20 protein-coding genes are annotated in these 19,918 nt (G+C 33.3%); 3 read left to right on the plus strand and 17 right to left on the minus strand.

From position 1 onward, the window contains the following. Positions 1–65: 65 nt before the first annotated feature. The 4 genes from LQ675_RS05040 to LQ675_RS05055 all read right to left on the minus strand — a co-directional run bounded on the left by LQ675_RS05040 (position 66) and on the right by LQ675_RS05055 (position 4,559). A complete protein-coding gene (locus LQ675_RS05040; protein ID WP_037589955.1) occupies positions 66–905 on the minus strand; it encodes a lipoate--protein ligase family protein in 840 nt (279 codons plus the stop codon). A gap of 2 nt (positions 906–907) precedes the next feature. Continuing rightward, a complete protein-coding gene (gene pta / locus LQ675_RS05045) occupies positions 908–1,894 on the minus strand; it encodes a phosphate acetyltransferase (RefSeq protein WP_048541433.1) in 987 nt (328 codons plus the stop codon). 113 nt (positions 1,895–2,007) lie between these two features. Beyond that, positions 2,008–2,688: a hypothetical protein gene (locus tag LQ675_RS05050; RefSeq protein ID WP_048541431.1), complete on the minus strand. Its 681-nt coding sequence runs from the start codon at positions 2,686–2,688 to the stop codon at positions 2,008–2,010. A gap of 71 nt (positions 2,689–2,759) precedes the next feature. Next, positions 2,760–4,559 carry a purple acid phosphatase family protein gene (locus tag LQ675_RS05055; RefSeq protein ID WP_239726544.1) on the minus strand — a complete coding sequence of 600 codons (1,800 nt, stop codon included), beginning with the start codon at positions 4,557–4,559 and terminating at the stop codon, positions 2,760–2,762. Positions 4,560–4,941: 382 nt separating this feature from the next. On the opposite strand from LQ675_RS05055, the gene LQ675_RS05060 reads away from it, so the two are divergent. Next, a complete protein-coding gene (locus tag LQ675_RS05060) occupies positions 4,942–6,159 on the plus strand; it encodes an MFS transporter (protein WP_239726543.1) in 1,218 nt (405 codons plus the stop codon). A gap of 52 nt (positions 6,160–6,211) precedes the next feature. Here the strand turns inward: LQ675_RS05060 and LQ675_RS05065 are convergent, their stop codons facing one another. From LQ675_RS05065 to LQ675_RS05080, 4 genes are read right to left on the minus strand one after another with little or no spacing between them, the layout of a single operon-like run. After that, positions 6,212–7,120, minus strand: coding sequence for an ABC transporter substrate-binding protein (locus LQ675_RS05065; RefSeq protein ID WP_048541420.1), 909 nt, complete (start codon positions 7,118–7,120; stop codon positions 6,212–6,214). A 22-nt stretch (positions 7,121–7,142) separates the two neighbouring features. Beyond that, a complete protein-coding gene (locus LQ675_RS05070) occupies positions 7,143–7,949 on the minus strand; it encodes a MetQ/NlpA family ABC transporter substrate-binding protein (protein WP_025904899.1) in 807 nt (268 codons plus the stop codon). A gap of 7 nt (positions 7,950–7,956) precedes the next feature. Continuing rightward, on the minus strand, positions 7,957–8,628 hold the full coding sequence (gene emtB, locus LQ675_RS05075; protein ID WP_048541417.1) for a metal ABC transporter permease EmtB: 672 nt from the start codon (positions 8,626–8,628) through the stop codon (positions 7,957–7,959). Then, positions 8,625–9,347 carry an ATP-binding cassette domain-containing protein gene (locus tag LQ675_RS05080; protein ID WP_048541415.1) on the minus strand — a complete coding sequence of 241 codons (723 nt, stop codon included), beginning with the start codon at positions 9,345–9,347 and terminating at the stop codon, positions 8,625–8,627. Before LQ675_RS05080 ends, emtB begins: the two co-directional genes overlap by 4 nt. Positions 9,348–9,543: 196 nt before the next feature. Here LQ675_RS05080 and hemQ point away from each other — a divergent pair, with 196 nt between their 5' ends. Next, positions 9,544–10,293: a hydrogen peroxide-dependent heme synthase gene (gene hemQ, locus LQ675_RS05085; protein WP_048541413.1), complete on the plus strand. Its 750-nt coding sequence runs from the start codon at positions 9,544–9,546 to the stop codon at positions 10,291–10,293. Positions 10,294–10,621: 328 nt separating this feature from the next. Here hemQ and gltS read toward each other — a convergent pair whose 3' ends face one another. The 5 genes from gltS to LQ675_RS05110 form a co-directional block, all read right to left on the minus strand. Further along, positions 10,622–11,830, minus strand: coding sequence for a sodium/glutamate symporter (gltS, locus tag LQ675_RS05090; RefSeq protein WP_025904895.1), 1,209 nt, complete (start codon positions 11,828–11,830; stop codon positions 10,622–10,624). Between the two features lie 211 nt (positions 11,831–12,041). After that, a complete protein-coding gene (locus LQ675_RS05095) occupies positions 12,042–13,520 on the minus strand; it encodes an APC family permease (RefSeq protein ID WP_049319463.1) in 1,479 nt (492 codons plus the stop codon). A 50-nt stretch (positions 13,521–13,570) separates the two neighbouring features. After that, the gene (locus LQ675_RS05100) at positions 13,571–13,933 is read right to left on the minus strand and encodes a DUF423 domain-containing protein (RefSeq protein ID WP_048541408.1); all 363 of its coding nucleotides are present in this window, start codon (positions 13,931–13,933) and stop codon (positions 13,571–13,573) included. 20 nt (positions 13,934–13,953) lie between these two features. After that, entirely contained in the window at positions 13,954–14,289 is a 336-nt protein-coding gene (locus tag LQ675_RS05105) for a DUF5327 family protein (RefSeq protein WP_048541406.1), read from the minus strand. After that, complete coding sequence (locus tag LQ675_RS05110) at positions 14,289–14,945, minus strand: uracil-DNA glycosylase (protein WP_048541405.1); 657 nt, start codon at positions 14,943–14,945, stop codon at positions 14,289–14,291. Before LQ675_RS05110 ends, LQ675_RS05105 begins: the two co-directional genes overlap by 1 nt. Before the next feature lie 114 nt (positions 14,946–15,059). On the opposite strand from LQ675_RS05110, the gene thiD reads away from it, so the two are divergent. Beyond that, positions 15,060–15,890 (plus strand): bifunctional hydroxymethylpyrimidine kinase/phosphomethylpyrimidine kinase, encoded by an 831-nt coding sequence (thiD, locus tag LQ675_RS05115; RefSeq protein WP_239726542.1) that lies wholly within the window; start codon positions 15,060–15,062, stop codon positions 15,888–15,890. Positions 15,891–16,431: 541 nt separating this feature from the next. Here the strand turns inward: thiD and LQ675_RS05120 are convergent. The 4 genes from LQ675_RS05120 to LQ675_RS05135 form a co-directional block, all read right to left on the minus strand. Continuing rightward, on the minus strand, positions 16,432–16,770 hold the full coding sequence (locus LQ675_RS05120) for a hypothetical protein (RefSeq protein ID WP_229412531.1): 339 nt from the start codon (positions 16,768–16,770) through the stop codon (positions 16,432–16,434). 104 nt (positions 16,771–16,874) lie between these two features. After that, entirely contained in the window at positions 16,875–17,615 is a 741-nt protein-coding gene (gene nagB / locus LQ675_RS05125; RefSeq protein ID WP_048541400.1) for a glucosamine-6-phosphate deaminase, read from the minus strand. A gap of 2 nt (positions 17,616–17,617) precedes the next feature. Further along, on the minus strand, positions 17,618–18,286 hold the full coding sequence (locus LQ675_RS05130; protein ID WP_048541398.1) for an N-acetylmannosamine-6-phosphate 2-epimerase: 669 nt from the start codon (positions 18,284–18,286) through the stop codon (positions 17,618–17,620). Between the two features lie 15 nt (positions 18,287–18,301). Beyond that, complete coding sequence (locus tag LQ675_RS05135) at positions 18,302–19,837, minus strand: PTS transporter subunit EIIC (RefSeq protein ID WP_048541395.1); 1,536 nt, start codon at positions 19,835–19,837, stop codon at positions 18,302–18,304. Between the last annotated feature and the right edge of the window lie 81 nt (positions 19,838–19,918).

Consider the following 19,918-nt stretch of genomic DNA (forward strand, 5'->3'; position numbering starts at 1 on the left):
TTTCTTAATTGTTAATTTTGCAATAAATTATTATACCACCTTAACAGTTGTTTGAGAATGTCATTTTATCGTTTTTCCATATTTCGAATCATTTTATCATTGCGTTCAATCATTCGTTCGAAATATTTATCGTACAATGTCCATTCTTCCGTTGTGACAGGATCCATATTCAAAGTTGCACCTAAATTTTTCAAACTTCCTAACAATTTAAATAATATGTCGTTAGTTGTATATTCAGTGCCTAATAATTCGTTCAAGGAAGCCATGCTTTCAGGTATGATAGTCGGATAAATGAATTTTGTCTTTTCGTTTTTCAGTGCATGTTCATAGAATGCTTTCATCATTTCGGCACGTTCAGCGCCTGATCCTTCCACACATAAATAGATTTGAACTGCTATACCGCCTCTTACTCTTCGTTGTGATATACCAGCAAATTTTTGATTATGAATACTTAAGTCATAACTACCAGGGCAGTATGATGCGGTAATTTCTTTATTCTCAATTTCATTAGTATCTTCTTTAAACATTTCACGAATAAGACGTAACATCACTTCATATCCTGTATCAATGGATACATCATGCTTACCTTTAAAAATTAAAGATATATTAAGCACACCTTTATCTAGCACAACACCTAATCCACCAGAATTTCTAACGATTGCACTATAACCTCTAACATCATTTAAATATGCAATACCATCTTTTAAATAAGGTAATCTAGAATCATGTATGCCTAATATCACGACGTGATTGTGTATCCATGTCCTAACAACACTTGGACTTTTATCATTTCCTACTTGATCACAAAATGTATCATCGAAACTAAAGGACTGCATTGGCTGCAGTCCTGAAGTGTGGTCAATGTATCGCCATTCTTGTGTAAAATAATCTTGCAAATTAGCCATGATTATAATGTTTGAGCAGCTGTAATGATTGAAAGACTATATACGTCTTCAGCTGAACAGCCACGAGATAAATCGTTAACAGGTGCGTTTAAGCCTTGTAATACAGGACCAACTGCATCAAATCCACCTAAACGTTGTGCAATTTTGTATCCAATATTACCCGCTTCTAAGCTAGGGAAGATAAATACATTTGCATCACCTTGAATTTCAGAATTTGGTGCTTTCTTAGCAGCAACTTCTGGTACGATTGCTGCATCAAATTGGAATTCACCATCTAATACAACATCTTTTAAATCTGTTTCTTTTAAGTTCTCTTGAGCAATAGAAACTGCTTCAGATACTTTTTCAGTATCAGGTGATTTAGCTGAACCTTTAGTTGAGAAGCTTAACATTGCTACTCTTGGAGACATACCAAATGCTTGAGCAGTCTTAGCACTTTCGATTGCAATCTCAGCTAGGTCTTGTGCATTAAGTTCTGGGTTAATTGCACAATCACCGAATACATATTGTTCTTCACCTTTAGTCATGAAGAATACGCCAGATGTTTTTGTAACGCCTGGTTTAGTTTTGATAATTTGTAATGCTGGACGTACAGTGTCTGCAGTTGAATGTGCTGCACCACTTACTAATCCGTCAGCTTGATTTGTGTAAACTAACATCGTACCGAAGTAGTTAACGTTATTTAACAATTCTTCAGCTTGTTCTTGAGTTGCTTTACCTTTACGACGTTCAACAAATTTTTCTACTAAATCTGCTTTTAGTTCACTAGTTTCTGGGTTGATGATTGTAAGACCATCGATTGATAAGTCTGCACCAGCTGCAGTTTCTTTAATTTTTTCTTCATTACCAAGTACGATTGGTGCAACCAAATCTGTAGATTGTAATTTAACTGCTGCTGTTAATACACGCGCATCTTCACCTTCTGGTAATACGATACGTACATTTTTACCTGATAGTTTGTCGCTTAGAACATTAAGTAAATTAGACATAATTGCCTCCTATATATGATTGCTATTATTTTTCCATTCACAATTATAACATTTTTTCATAAATTTTCACGTATCTAAACTGTGAATTTATATTGGATATTTTTAAAATATTATCATTTATATTCTGAAAGCAACATTTTCCATTTTTTATTTAAAATTTTATCCTTTGAAACTGTAAATTTTTCGTTTGGTTTTAAATTTGGATCTTTGCCGTTGTAATCTTTAGTTGCAAATCCTGTTGATAGGGATGGTTCACTATTTGGCTTGAATTGATATTCGTATACTTTACCGTTATCTGCAAACAAATATTTCGTAATCGGTTTATCCATTTTAGCGACACTACTGTATCCTTGAATATTATTTAAATCTTGTGCCTGTTCATCATAACCACCTTGATTATGCTTGCCTTGATACATCGTTAATCCAACAACGTTATGGATATTAAAATGCTTCCACCCTGGTTTATCATGATCTGTTATTTGTATTTCACCATCGTCACTAATCGCATAGCCATCACCTTCCATTTGTTCATTTCGACTAAAATAACGATTAGTTACTGCTTTATGTTGATCTTGGCCATATTCGTCAGCAATTTTTAGTAACTTTTGTTTCAATTCATCTTTGTCTTGCTCTGAAAGTTGAATATGCTTAGTTTCAGCATGTTTCGTTTCACTATGTTGCTTTGTCTCTTCTTGTGAACTATTTTGACAACCGCTTAATATTAAGATCATCACTACTGCCACACTTAAATAATTGAATACACGTCGCAAAGTAACCGCTCCTTCTATTAACAAATAGGCGCCTCCATATCATCATATTTGAAGGAGACGCCTTATGGATATTTATTTAACTTTAAAATCTATGATTAGTCTTTTTTAATACCGAATTCATCGACTAATTTAACTGTTCTTTGTTCACCTTTACTAATATCGCCATGTAATTGATAAATTTTAACGACTAATTTACCTTCAGATACATCATAAACTGAAAAGTTCTGATCAGATGAATCACGATTATTTTCATGACTATCGTTAAAAGCATCTGTCTTATGAGGTTGCTCACCTATCGCAAATAAACTATTATAATGATCTAATTCTTCTTGAGTTAAATCTTCTAGCTCTGGTCTAACTTTCTTAATATGTTCTAAAGGACGGTCGTATATACTGTCATACGCTTTTGTACCACCTGTATTAGGCAGTACGTAGACTGAACCTTCTGGGTTGTCATAATATGTGATGTTATCTTGACCTCTAATTTGTTTGGCATCTTCTTTCTTAGCATTTACAAAGCTATTTTTAGTCGATGTATGTTCTAGTGGTTTCGTACGAGAAAGCACATGGTCATGACCTTGTAATACTAAATCCACATCTAAATCATCAATTTGTTGAGTCAGTTCGTCACGTATTTTAGCAACATCTTCATCTGATAATGCATGATACGATTTAGAATACATTGGTTTATGCAGGTTTAAGATAACCCATTTAGAGCCATTCTTTCTGGCATCTTTAATATCTTGTTTAATCCATTCCATTTGTTCTTTGCCAATTGCTTTTTCTTCAGGATTATCTTTAGATTTCTTATTATCATTCGTATTAGCGACAACCATGTGTGCACCATTATAATCAAATGAATAATAAGATCCACCATTGACCGCATTGTTTTCTTTAGGTACATTGACATGTTCGTTATACTTTGTCAGTAATTTTTCATCATCTTCACTTAACGCATATTCGTCATGGTTACCAGGTGCAGAAGCTACAGGTAGTGACATAAATGATGGACGTGATTGATCATATAAATCTAACCACTCATCTTCAATTTCTGCAGTTTCTACAAAGTCTCCTGTGTGTAATGCGAAGTTTGGATTACCTGCTGTTTGAATAGCATTGCTTAACGTATCTGCTCCAAATTGTGCTTCATTTCTTACGTGTTCATTCCAATAAGCATTTTGTGTATCTGTATACTGTACAAATTGGAAAGGATCGCCGTTGTTGCCAGAGGTCTTAAATTGTCCAACTTCACTTTGAGGACCACTTGCACTACCTACTCGATAATAATATGTAGTATTCGGCTTTAATCCCGTTGCTTTCGCTTTATAATTATATTCAGGAACTGTCATTAGTTCAGACTTCCCATGTTTATCACCGCGCGTCCATTCAGCACCTTGTGCATGTTCATCTGTATAATATCCATTTATTTTCTCTTTACCTTGAGCATCTTTTACAGGTTCACCTTCATCATCTTTTTCTACATCCGCAAAGATGAAATTGCCGTTCTTATCTCGTTCAACATATTTAGAATCCACTTGCTTAGAAGTTGCATCAAACGCTTGTGCATCATCAAATTGACCCGACTCTGACACCCAAACTTTAGCATCATTAAATTGATCTGTCGTATACCAATTAAAAGCCATTTCTGTTTTCGTATCACCATTAAAATTCGTAATAATACGATTCGGCTGATTTTTCTTAGATACAGGCGCTACTTCCGGTTTCTGTGACATCACCTTAATATCCGAATGAGATTGTTGCTTCACAACAGACGAATCAGATCCCGAACCACCAGCACCACTCGCCTCAACCGTACCAGAAGTAGAAATCCCTAATAATAACATCATACAAGCCGTACCACTAATGAATCTCTTTGCTATTGACTGATTATACATGTACACTTCCTCCTAATTAACCCTATAGTGATTTAAAAAGCAATCTATTAAGAAGTGTATCAATCATATTTTAACCCTATGTAAAGATAGTATGAGTATTGTATGAATGTAATATGAAGAGTGATGAGCGAGTAGAAACTTAAATTATTAAATGCCACTAAATTTATATATTATATTTTCTGAAAATTTAGTATAATTAACATAAGATAAATAGACGACTATAGATATAACAATTTATCCATTTCTATAATTGTATATACATATAAACATACTGAATATAAGTATTATGAATTCATTATAAGAATTGGTATTCATAAGACAAAATACTGACATTTAACCATGAGTATCAGTATTTTAAATTAAGTATGGGGTGAACTTACATATGAATAAAAATATTTTCAAAATATTATCTATTACTTTTTGGGGGAATTTTTTTAGTAGTACTTTAATATTTATTATTGGATTATATATCTTGAAAGAATTTGAAAATATTATTTTGTTTGGATGGAGCCAAGCTATTGGCCCTATTGTAACACTGGCTTTAATGCCTTTTTTAGGTCCAATAATAGATAAACTATCTAAGAAGAAAATATTAATTATTGGTCAATTTATTTCAATAACAGCTCTATCTTTATATTTTTTCACTTTCTCTCATCACAATCTTTATCTATTATTAATGATTATTGTCTTTCTAAAAATTACAGATAATATTGTCACAACCACTATTTCATCTACTATCATATTAATAACTGAAGAAGATGAAGTTCAGCGTATAAAATCATTACAACAGGTATTGTTAGCATTAATCAATATTATGGCTCCATTACTAGGTGCCATATTCTTCACTGTAATTAGCTTAAAATCTTTAGTATTTATTGAATTGATTTGCGAAATGATTTGTCTCTTATTTATTACGAGTTTGCATATTAAAAATAGAAGAATCACAGATAACACAGGTGATGAGAGAATTTTAAGCATGTTTTTAGACGGATTAAAATATTCATTTAAACACAAGAAAATTATGTTCTCACTTTTTTTCGCGGGAATAGTGAATTTCATCCTATGTTCTTATCTAATCGGACTTCCATACATTCAAGTAAATGTATTAGATTTTAAAAATATAGAGTTCGGACTTACTGAAAGTATATTTTCTTTAGGACTGATAGCATCAGGTATATTTTTATCAATTTCTAAAAGTTTAAAATATCCTTTGAAATTCTCATATTTGAGTGTAATTGGAATGAGTTTTTTAACAATTCTTTTAGGTTCATTATTAATGATTGAATTTAATCGCTTTATATATATACTTTTATTTTGTGGATTTAACTTTATTATAGGAATTTTTATATCATTTGCGAGTATTCCAGTAACCAGTTGGTTAACGATCAATATTGAAAACGCATATCAAGGAAGAATATTTAATTTATTGAATGTTCTATCACAAGTTCTTTTACCATTAGGAATACTATTCTATAGTCAAATATTCAATTACTTTAGTTACACTACTATTTTTATTATTAGTGGAATTGTGCTTTTTCTATTTAGTAGCCTGAGTACAAAAATATTTGCAATTGATTTAAATGATAATGAATTAAGTTAATTTATTAGAACAAAAAAGAAGCTCAACTCGAGCTTCTTTTTTGTATATTACTTTATTTTTTTAATAATTCTTTTTTAAATGTTTCTGCTTGTTTCTCTACTGAGATTAAATCTCCGTACAATGCTTCATTACTTGTATAGTAAATGACGTTATTATTTTTCACTGCTTTATTATTTTTCCAAATTGTTGAATTTGTAAATTCATTATTTGGTTTTTTGCCGTCTTGTGTTGGTATAAATAAGTAGTCTCCTGAATAATCGTTAAATTTTTCTTGAGGTACTTTCATGAATTTTTCTTTTGGCATTGCTTTTTTAGCTTCTGGATCTTCTTTTAATTTGAAACCATCGAATAGTGCGTCACTACCTCTACCGAATCTTGCGCCGAACTGATAAATATCTTTTGCTTGTACGTCCATAATTGAAGCTGTTTTATCTGCTCCGATATGCTTTTTAATTTCTTTACCGTCTTTTAGAAGTTTATCTGATAGTTCGTCTGCTTGTTTTTTAGCTTTTTCTTCTTTGTTCACTAATTTACCGTATTCGATATGCGTTTGTTTATAATCTGTGTCTTGTACTTTTAATGATACGGTTGGTGCTATTTTTGAAAGTTTATTATTATTTTTATTTTCTTTATACGTTACGATTAAATCTGGTTTAAGCTTCGCTGCCGCTTCAACATCTTCTGGATCTATTTTCTTAACATCTTTCATATCTAAATATTTAGAATCTGGGAATACACTTGTGATCGCTACTGGTTCTACACCTAATTTTTTCAAGTTACCATAGTTAGCTGTCAGTAATAGAATACGCTTTGGATTTTTAGGGATTTTTACTTTATCTCCACTTTCAGTCGTAAATGTTCGTTCTTTACTGTCACTTTTACTACTTGATGCTTCGTTCTTATTACCACATGCTGCTAACAATAACGCTAAACATAATACAAAACTTAATAATTTTTTCATTTCTACACCTCATATTTTTATTTTAAAACGATGGAATTAACGTATCTTCATGTTTTTCTTTTAGATATTTTTTAACTGCATCACTTTTCATAACTTTATGTAATTCTTTAATCTTTTCTGAGTCTTTATTATCTTCTCTTGCAACGAGTTGAATTGAGAATCGTGAATCAATGTTTTTCTCTAAGAACAGTGCATCAGCAGGTTTTAAGCCAATTTTAGAAATATAAGTTGGATAGTTATAGACAAGTGATACATCTTTTTCACTGTACGTTTCTGCTAAGTTCAGCAAGTCTACTTTCAACCATTTGAAATCTTTAGGATTTTCGACGATATCTTTCGTAGTTCCATTTACACCAACGCCGTCTTTCAATTTAATAAGACCTTGTTCTTCAAGAATCGCTAATGCTCTACCTTCATTTGAAATATCATTTGGTATCGCTACTTTTGTACCTTTTGGAATGTCATTGATGTCTTTATATTTTTTAGAATAAAAACCAACTTTTGCATCATAAATCGGTTGAATCGCTACTAAATTTGCTTTTCGTTCTGAGTTGTATTTTTCCATAAATGGTTTATGCTGTGCAAAGCTTGCATCCGCTTCTTTACTACTTACCATATCGTTATAAGCAACGTTGTCATTCACTTGGACAAGTTTAATTTCCCAGCCGTCCTTTTTAGCTTCTTTTGCTGCTTCTTTAACGACGTCTGTCATTGGTGGTGCTTGAGAAGCTACTTTAATGACTTTGTCTTCGTTATCTTTTTTATTCGCGCCACAGCCTGCGATGATAATGCTTAACATTAATAACATAACAAATAAACTTTTTTTCATTTCTACACTACTTTCTTTTATCTATTTTTCGAGCTATAAAGTTTCCTAACATTTGTATGATAAACACACTGATAATGATGATGATGATTGAGAAATACATGATTTCATTTTCATAACTTTGATAACCGTATCTGATTGCGAAATCACCTATTCCACCACCGCCAACAATACCCATGACTGTTGAATAAGACACCATGCTTACTGTCGTCGTTGTATATGCCAATATAATGCCGCTACGTGATTCAACTAATATGAAATTCCAAATATATTTATATGTTGTCGCACCTAGAGATTCTGCCAAGACTTTAATATCACCAGGAATATCTAATAATACTTGCTCAACCAACCTTGAAAATATCGCGATACCTACAATACTTAAAGGGATAATCGATGGGTATGGACCGAACGCACTCCCTAAAATCATACGTGTAAGCGGGATTAAACTGATTACAAATAGTAAGTACGGGAATGAACGTATAAATGTAATTAAGAAATTAAATGACCAATAATAATTGATATTTAAAGCTTTAATACTCGGGTTTGATAAAAATAATGCGATTCCTAGAGGTAGTCCAACTAGCAAAGTGATGAGCATGGAATAACCTAACATGATGCACGTTTCTTGTAAGGACTGAATCAATTCTGGTAAGTAGTAATTTATCTTTTCTAAAAATGTCATTCTTCTAAACTCTGCCTAACATTCTCTAAATAAGAATTCGTATTTCTTTCTACACTTACTACTTTATTATCCATAACCTCTAACAATTGACCGTCCTCCATAACACATACTTCTTCACATAATTGTTTAACAACGCTCAATTCATGCGTCACAAAAATAATCGTAATATTATATGCTTTATTCACTTTCTTCAACATCTTAATGATGATTTCAGTGTTATGTTCATCTAAACTACTTGTCGCCTCATCACACAATAAAATATCCGGGTTTCTCACGAGCGCTCTTGCTAATGCAACACGTTGTTTCTCTCCACCGGATAATTGTGCTGGATAATAATCCTTTTTATCATTTAACCCAACAAACCCTATTAATTCATCTACTTTTGCTTTATCTTGCTGATTAATAATTTTTAAAGGCAAAGCGATATTTTGCTGAACGTTAAGGTTATTCAACAAATTATAATTTTGAAATACCATGCCTATTTTTTCTTTATACTTCCTTACAACACGCTTTGATAACGCTTCTGTATCTTTCCCGTCAAAAACAATGCGCCCTTCTGTTGGTTGTTCTATTAAATTCAGTAATCTCAGTAACGTCGACTTTCCCGAACCACTTTTTCCGACAATACCTGTAACAGATCCTGGTTCTATCGTTAAAGAAAAATCTTTTAAAGCAAAATTGTCATTATATTTTTTTGAAACATTTTCTAATTTATACAACTTTATACTCCTGTAAAATTATTTTAAAAAGGAAATCTATTTTCATTATCCAATAATTGAAATCGATAATCAATATCAATTAATACATTTAAGTATTCTTTCTTTCACAACAATGTAAAAAGTTGAGTCCTTTCAACCTTATCTAGTATGATAGACTTGTAATGAAGATATCTTTTCTAAAAGGAGCGAAAGTAAAATGAACGAAGCAGCAAAAACATTAGATGGTTGGTACAGCTTACATTTATTTTATGCAATTGATTGGGCAAGCTTAAAAACTGTACCTGAAGAAGATCGAAACACAATGATCAGCGAATTCAAGACTTTCCTTGAAGCGTTGGAAACAGTTCATAATAATAAAGAAGGTTCTCATGCTTTCTATAACATAACAGGACAAAAAGCAGATTTAATGTTATGGTTCTTAAGACCAGACGTTAAACAATTAAACGCCTTAGAAAATGAATTTAACAAGTTAGATATCAGTGACTTCTTAATTCCAACATATTCATACGTATCAATCGTAGAACTTTCAAACTATCTTGCAGGTGACTCTAACGAAGATCCATACGAAAACCCACATGTAAAAGCAAGATTATATCCAGAAGTACCACGTTCAGAATACGTATGTTTCTACCCAATGGATAAAAGACGTGACGGCGAAGACAACTGGTATATGTTAGATATGGATCATCGACGTAGCTTAATGCGCTCACACGGTTTAATCGGACGTAGTTATGCAGGTAAAGTAAAACAATTTATTACAGGTTCAGTAGGACTAGACGATTACGAATGGGGCGTAACATTATTCAGTGATGACATGTTACAATTCAAGAAATTAATCTATGAAATGCGTTTCGACGAAGTATCAGCAAGATATGGTGACTTCGGAGCATTCTATGTAGGTAATATATTAAATATTGATGAATTGGATACATTCTTTAAATTGTAATAATATAGAAAGAGCCTGGAACTGAGTGAAATTCCAGGCTCTTCATATTTTGAGTGCTATTGATGTTCATTTTCAGTCCGATAATTTATTTTATCGGACTGGAAATACCGTTTTCGGGTCGATATTTTTATTTATCGGCCTGGAAATCCCATTTTCGGGTCGATATTTATTTTTATCGGCCTGGAAATCTTGTTTTCGGGTCGATATTTATTTTTATCGGCCTGGAAATCTTGTTTTCGGGTCGATATTTTATTTTATCGGTCCAGAATATTAATTAAGGCTGGGACATAATATAATATCCCAGCCTCAATCTCATTGCCATCTATATTTAACTAAATATATTGATGAATAATGTAACAATTGGTACGCCTAGTAAATCTATTAGGAAGGCGCCAACTACTGGGACTACTAAATATGCTTTTGGTGATGCACCGAATTTTTTAGTTATAACATCTAAGTTAGCCATGGCATTTGGTGTTGCGCCTAGTCCATGTCCGATAAATCCGCCTATCATAACTGCTGCATCATAATTTTTACCTAGTCCTCTAAACACGACAAATACTGAGAATAGTACGATAAATACAATTTGTACTAATACAATAATTGTTAACGGTAGCGCCAATTGATAAATTTCTGTTAATTTAATACTCATTAACGCGATTGATAAGAATAAACTTAATGAAACATCACTTACTTGGTTAGTAATTTTCATATCAATGATGTTTAAGTTTCCGTAATCAGAGATGTTTCTTATGATAACTGCTACAAACATTGCGCCAACATAAACCGGAATATTTATTCCAGTTAAATTCGTAAATCCATCTCCAATATATGTACCAATCGCCATACATACTGCAATAATTGTAAATTGAACAATAAATACTGTTGTAGGGTTCATTCTACTATGTAAGTTCTCGTTATATCCCACTTCGCTAAAATCTATACCTGTATCTTTAGCATCTCCAGGTTTCAAATCAAACTTTTTAATTAAATATCGAACCACAGGACCACCTATTAATCCACCTGCAACAAGTCCTAATGTCGCTGCTGCAAGTGCCGCTGTTACCGCAGAGTCTACACCTAATGATTCTAATGTCTTACCGTATGCCGCTGCATTACCATGACCACCTTCCATGGACATTGATCCAGCAGTTAAGCCAAGTAGTGGTGGAATATTTAATACTTTAGATAATGAAACACCGATTACATTTTGACAAAATGCTAAAATTCCACAAAAAACAAAATATAAAATCAGTACTTTTCCACCAAGTTTCAATAATTTTAATGAAGCACCTAAACCTATTGTTGTAAAGAATGCCAACATAAAGAAGTCCTGTAGAAAATCAGAATCTAATTTAATTGTAATGACATTTAATGATTGTAAAATAGCAACTACAATAGCAAATAACAAGCCACCTATTACTGGCGCAGGAATACATAGACGTCTCAATATAGAAACTTTATTTACAATACCCTCACCTAATAAAAGTAAGACACATGCTATAGCTAAAGTTGTGACAGCATCAAACTGTAACATCATCGTTCCCCCTTATATCCTTGTATTTCTTTTAAGAAATCGTTTTCAAAGCCCGATGAACATTATACCTATCTCAAGTACAGAATGCTACCTTCTATAAAACAAAAATAAAATATTTTTACAAAAAGCTTAGTATAAAAATGTTTTATTACAAAATATCACCAACAAAAAACCAGACTAACGTCTCTCGCTAGGCTGGTTTACTATCTATTTATTTTTTCACTTCTGTTTTGGCTTCTAAGTCTATCATTTCTTCTTTTGTCTTATCTAATACTAAATAGTTTAATTCATCGTTCGTCATTTTCTTAAGTGATGGGTATCTTATCATAAAGAATACAATACCAAGCACTAACCAAATGAACAACGCGATATAAGAAGGTAATGATAAACTTGCTGGTGATCCTGGGATAAGTAATAAACCTAAGAATATACCAGCGATAATTGCACCGATAATCGCAAATGTTTTGTATTTTGGATGATACATCATGCTTCGTTTATCGTATGAAAATAATTTGAATGCTGATAAACATGTTATGAAATAAGCGATTGAAACACCTGTTGATGACATATCTACAATCCAAGTTAATGCTGTTCTACCTAACCATGGTGCAGCGAGTGCCAATACTAAAATAAATATAATACTAATATACGGTGTATTATATTTTGGGTGTAACTTTTTAAAGACGCTTGGCATAACAGATGCTCTACCCATAGAGAATAACAATCTACTTGAACTCATAAAGAATCCGTTCAATCCTGTGAATATCCCCATCAATATTGCGACGATTAATACTGCTAAACCAACAAACGAGAATGCTTCTTGAACGACTGAACCTGTCACCCATAAATCTCCACCTACAGATGATGCATCTTTAAATAACCAACTTGTTAAAAGTATCATCATCACATAAGTAAGTGCTGAAGCAATCAAACTAAATACGATTAACTTGAACGTCTTACTTGGTGAGAAGTTAAATTCTTCTGCCGTTTGCGGAATATTATCAAAGCCTACATATGCCCATGGTGCAACTGCCAGAATTACAACGATTGAGGCAAGCCATCCCATGTCATTATTGACAACAGGCTTAAGATTTGAGAATGAAAAATCATGCGTGAAAAATGATCCTGCAAATAAAAGTATGACAACAACTGCTAATATCACACAGAATATATATTGCAGACTTCCTGAAAAACTAGAACCTTTTATACTTATCCAAGCAAATATTAACAATATAAGTGAAGATAGTATAATTTCAGTTATGTACACATCCCAACCTGCTACTGTATATAATTTACCTTGTTCTAAAAATCCCGGCATAATAAATTTAAAAAGCAAACTAAATGCAGAGGCGTTTAAAGCAACGATACAAATATATCCAAATGTTAAAAACCATGATGAGAAGAATGATACATATTTACCGAATCCTAAGTATCCGAATGCAAAAGCACCACCTGATACTGGGAACTTTTCAACTAATGCACCGTAACTAACGGCAATAACAATCATCAATAATGCCCCGATAAATATACCGATTGAAGCACCTAATGGTCCAGCCTGACTAATCCAGTCACCTGGTAGTATAAATGCACCCCAACCTATACTTGAGCCGTAAGCAATGGCCCATACAAATTTTTCTGATAAGTTCTGATCTAAATTTCCTCTTGATAAATCTTTCTTTTTCCTAGCCATACATGTTCCACCCTTATTTTTAAATTTCGTGAAACGTAATTAACCTTTAATTAAATTTTCCAAACAGCAATTACGAGTAATAACCAACTTGCTATAAACAATACGCCACCTATTGGTGTAATAGCGCCAAGTATTTTAATTTGTGTTACAGCAAGTATATATAATGAACCACTAAAGAATACTATACCAAATGTCATCAACCATCCAGCTACGTTTAAACTAATAGATGTTGTGCCCATAATGATACCAATTAAAATTAAACCGAGTGCATGATACATTTGGTATGTTGTTGCTTTACCCCATATATCTAAGTATTTAGCCGATAATTTATTTTCTAAACCATGTGCGCCAAATGCACCTGCTGCTACAGCGATCATTGCATTAATTGCACCTATTATAATAAATAATTTCATTTGTTATCTCCCTTTCTTATTTAAAAATCAAATATTGAATCTCCGTTACCTATGCCATCATCTGTTGTTAATTGATTTTCTGCTTTATTTACAGATGGTTCGTTACGCACTTTACCACCCATTTTTCTAATTTCTTCATCTGAAATTTGTGGTTTTGCTTTTGGTGTTGGTTTAGGTGTTGAAGAAATATTTTGTTCTACTTTAATATCGTGCGTTAAATCGTCTTCTTTATCTACCAATCCACTTAACGTATGAATGGCGTGCATGTGGCGATTAAAGACTTCATTTGTTGAAGCATTGTCAGCAGCAACGAGTTCTTCTTCTATTGCAGCAATTAATTGTGATCTACTTATCATTAAATGTCACCTCCACACCAATTAATGGACTCTTTACCACTCGCAATAAGATATTCATTCGTCTTACTAAATGGTTTAGACCCAAAGAATCCTCTATAAGCCGATAATGGACTTGGATGTACAGATTGTATAATATGATGGCGTTCTGTATCAATAAGCTTGATCTTAGATTGTGCAGGTTTACCCCAAAGTATAAACACAACATCTTCTAATTCACTGGAAACATGTTTAATAATTTCATCAGTAAATATTTCCCAGCCAATATTTTTATGTGAATGTGCTTGATGTGCTTCTACTGTTAAGACGGTGTTTAAAAGTAATACACCTTCCTTAGCCCAATCTTGCAAGTGAGGTGTCGTTCTCTTACAACCTATATCGTCTTCTAGTTCTTTATAAATATTTCTTAATGAAGGTGGGAATTTTGCGTCTGGTTGTACTGAAAAAGCTAAGCCATGCGCTTGATTCGGACCATGATAAGGATCTTGCCCGAGAATAACCACTTTCACATGATCTAAAGGTGTTAAATCAAATGCTTGATAAATATTTTCTCTATCAGGATAAATCGTCTTACTACTATATGCTTCTTCTAAAAATGACTCCATTTCAGAAAAATCATGTTCGGATTTTATTTTATGAAATATTTGTTGCCAATCCATATTATTCACCTCAATAAAAATGATAACATAGCACTCAAGAAAAGGTCATAACTATTTTTTACAATTAAAAAACGTGATATGATAAAATATATGAATTATTGGGAGGAATCATCAATGGCATTAAAAAAAGTCTTAACAATAGCAGGATCAGACACAAGTGCTGGAGCTGGAATGCAAGCAGATTTAAAGACATTCCAAGAGCATGACACATATGGAATGGTTGCATTAACAGCAGTCGTTACAATGGACCCACAAACATGGTCACACGACGTAACACCATTACCTCTTGATTTACTAGATAAACAATTAAACACAGCTATTTCAATCGGACCAGATGCAATTAAAACAGGTATGCTTGGTTCTGAAGATATTATTAAACGTGCACGTCAAACATATGACGAAGCAGACGCTGAAATTTTCGTAGTTGACCCTGTAATGGTATGTAAAGGTGAAGACGAAGTACTTAACCCGGGAAATACTGATGCAATGATTAAAGAACTATTACCAAAAGCAACAGTCGTTACACCAAATTTATTTGAAGCAGGTCAACTTTCAGGTTTAGGTAAACTAAGCTCAATTGATGATATGAAAAAAGCAGCAGAAAAAATCCACGAACTTGGTGCACAATATGTTGTCATTAAAGGTGGAAAAGCTTTAGAATCAGATAAAGCTTATGACTTATATTATGACGGACAAAAGCACGTCCTATTATCAACAGATAAATTCCAATCAAGTTATAACCACGGTGCAGGTTGTACATTCGCAGCTGCAACAACAGCTAACTTAGCAAACGGCGAATCACCAGAAGATGCAATCATACATGCAAAAGCATTCGTAGCATCAGCTATTAAAAACGGTTGGAAAATGAACGACTTCGTAGGTCCAGTAGATCACGGCGCTTCAAACCGTATCGAAAAAATAGAAGTATATACTGAAGAAGTATAATAAAAAGCTGTACGCGTGTGCGTACAGCTTCATAATGTCGACAAGGTCTTAGACTTTGTTGGCATTTTTTTGTGGGAATGATAGGGAAGTGGTACTATTTTGGTGGCTCTTATAAACACTTCTGGCTAAACTTGTTCATAACGAGGGCGTTAATTACAAAAGTCAGCTAAAATGTTACTAACGGTCGCCTTAGTTACAAAACTCAGCTGAAGTGTTACTAACGGTCGCCTTAGTTACAAAACTCTGCTGAAGTGTTACTAAGGATAGCCATAGTTACAAAACTCGGTCGAAGTGTCACTATGGACCTCCTTAATTACAAAACGCGTCAGAACTGTAAATATGACACACAGTATTTGCACTTTCAACCAAAACTGCTTTTAACAGCCCCAGTATTTGCACTTCTCGCCAAAACTGCTAATAACGACAAGAGTCCACCACATGGGCTTCTCAAACCCAACACCCAAATATAAGCAAAAGCCGAGACAACTTTTCGTGTCTCGGCTCCATTCAATACGATACGCACATGCGTACAGCTTTTCTATTATGATTTCATGATACTAAATTCTGCTGTGACTTTTGCCACTTCTTTACGGTTCTTAAATAATGTCATTTGATATTGATAAAATGCATTATCTCCCTCTTTAGTTTCATTTAAACATTCTAATTCTGCGATGTAATTTTCTAATGTCATAATACGTTCTGTCTGTTCAAACTGACTTTTAATTTGTTTAAGTTTTGTATCATTTCTCATAAATGGCTTAAAACTATTAAACTCTCGAAGTACGCTTAACAAATATTGAACTGGTACTTCTTCATAGTACTGATATCCCATTATATTACAATAATCTAAAACCGCTTCATCGTTAAATGAAATGCGCATTGTTTCCAATAATTCCACCCGCCATTTCTTGAGGCTAATCTCAGTTGTAATTGTACTTTAAAGAGTATCATCATTCAAGTGAATTTTTACTACGACTTATTACTCTATATGTCGTCTTCTTCACTTAAATACGCATTATTATCTAGTATAACTTCCACATTAGGATGATTATACAAAACAGAAGCAGGTAAGTCCGTTGTAATGTCACCAGTTAGTAATCGTTTAATTGCTTCTGCTTTCTTCGGTCCATAAGCTAATAGAATAATACGTTTAGCTTTCATAATAGATTGAATACCCATAGAAATGGCTTGCTCTGGGACTTCTTCAATCGTTTCAAAGTATCTACTATTCGCTTCTATTGTAGACTCTGTTAAATCAACAATACTTGTCAAACTATCAAATGAAGTTCCTGGTTCATTGAAACCAATATGACCATTTTCTCCAATACCAAGAATTTGAACATCTATTGGTCCTTCTTGATCTAATAATGCTTCATAACGTTTTGTTTCTGCTTCTAAATCTTCTGCCGAACCGTTTGGTAAATGTATACGTGATTCGTTCCAAGATGGTAAATGATTAAAGAGCACGTCATGCATATATGTGTAGTAACTTTCTGGATGATCATAATCGATACCAATATATTCATCTAAATTAAATGTCGTGATTTCACTCAAATCAATTTCATTAATTCTAATCAGATTCACAAGTTGTTCGTATACACGAACCATCGTTCCACCAGTTGCTAATCCAAGTACACTTTTTTTATTTGAAATAATTTGCTTTAATAACTCATTCGCAACATAGTGACATGCTTCCTCTTTAGATCCTAAATTTATGATTTGCATAATTATCCCTCTATTTCTTTTATAAATCTTTTCGCTATTTCTAAAGGTCTCGTAATAGCTCCACCTACGACTGTACAATGTACACCTAATTCTGTTACACGTTTAAACATTTCAGGAGTAATAACGTTTCCTTCTGCGATTACTTTTGCGTTAACATTGTCTAATACATCTTTTAAAAATTGAAAATCATTTTCGTATAATACATGACCTTTTGTATATTCTGTGTAGCCTCTTAAAGTTGTACCAACATAGTCGAAACCTAATTTATCTGCCTGAATGGCTTCTTCTAAATCAGAGACATCTGCCATAATTTCAACATTTGGCGCTTTCTCTCTAATATATGATACAAGTTCTTCAAGTGATTCTTTTGGTCTTTCTTGTTTAGTCGCATCTAACGCAATGACTTCACAACCACTTTCAATTAATTCATCGACTTCTTTTGAAGTTGCTGTGATAAATACCTTTGAACCTTCATAATCACGTTTTACAATTCCGATTACAGGTAAATCAATTTCTTCTTTAATAGCGATAATATCTTCTTTAGTATTCGCTCTAATACCTTTAGCACCTGCTTGAGATGCAGCTAATGCCATCTTACTCATGATAAAAGATGAATGTAATGGTTCATCCGGTAAAGCCTGACATGACACGATTAATCCTTGTGGTAACATTTATAAAAACACTCCTTATTGATTTTCTAATGCTTCTTCTACTTCATTTTTTATAGTCGTAACATGCGGACCATAAATGATTTGAATACCCGTTCCTTTTTTAACGATCCCTCTAGATTCTGTCGTCTTAATGAGATCTTCGTTGAACAAATGTTCATCATTAATCGTTACACGTAATCTTGTTGCGCAACAATCAACTGTATCTATGTTTTCTTTTCCACCTAAACCTTTAATAATTGTTTCGGCACGTTCACTTGCTTCAACAGTTTGCACAGCTTCACTATCTTCACGTCCTGGTGTTTTAAAGTTAAATTTCGTAATTAAAAATCTAAATGTTACATAGTATAAGAAGAACCAAACTATACCGATAGGAATGACTAATAAATAGTTCGTCTTACTATTCCCTTGTAACACACCGAAGAGGATATAATCAATGAATCCGCCACTAAAGGTTTGACCGACAGTGATGTTAAATATGTCAGCCATCATAAATGCTAAACCATCAAATATTGCATGGATAACATATAATACTGGTGCTATGAATAAGAAACTAAATTCAAGTGGTTCTGTAATACCTGTTAAGAATGATGTTAATGCTGCAGAAAGCATTAAGCCCCCTACTACTTTTTTCTTCTCTGGTTTAGCTGTGTGGTAAATTGCTAAAGCTGCACCAAGCAACCCGAACATCATTGTAATAAAACGACCAGACATGTATCTAGAAATACCTGAATAATAATGTGTTAAATCTGCATCTCCTAATTGTGCAAAGAAGATATTTTGAGTCCCTTGAATGATTTTCCCGTTAATTTCCATCGTACCACCAAGTGCAGTTTGCCAGAATGGTAAGTAGAATATATGGTGTAAGCCAAATGGCCCAAGCATACGTAATATAAATCCATAAATAAACGTCCCGATAACACCCGTTTTATTAACAAGACCACCCGCATTGAATATCCAACCTTGAATCGTTGGCCAAACAAAGAACAAAATAACACCTAGTACGATTGACGCAATTGACGTTACAATCGGTACGAATCTCGATCCACCAAAGAATCCTAAGAACGGTGGCAATGTGATTTTGTTATATTTATTGTGTAGCATGGCAGTCATAATACCGACGATAATCCCACCGAACACACCTGTTTCGACAGTTTGAATACCTAGTACCATACCTTGTCCTGCTTTAGCTAACTCTTCTGGTGCTGCAACATTATCCGTAATCGTTAATAATGCGTTCATCGTCGCATTCATAATTAAGAATCCTAACATTGCTGCTAAACCTGCTGTACCTTTATCACTTCTTGCTAAGCCTATCGCAACCCCGATTGCGAATAATACTGGTAAATTCGCAAAAACGATATTCCCCGCTGATGACATTAAAATAAATATGTACTGTAATAAATCTACGTCTAAAATCGGATATGCTTTAATTGTGTTTGGATTACTTAAAGCACCCCCGATACCTAATAACAACCCTGCTGCAGGTAAAATTGCTATGGGTAACATAAATGATTTCCCGAATTGCTGTGCTTTATCAAAAATTTTACTCATTCGAACACCTACCTCCCTATTTACCCTAAATATAACACCGTGAAAATTATAGTCAACTTTATTATTTGTTTTGAAAAATAT

It is taken from the genome of Mammaliicoccus sp. D-M19, from assembly GCF_022386695.1.
In the GTDB taxonomy this organism is placed as follows: domain Bacteria; phylum Bacillota; class Bacilli; order Staphylococcales; family Staphylococcaceae; genus Mammaliicoccus; species Mammaliicoccus sciuri.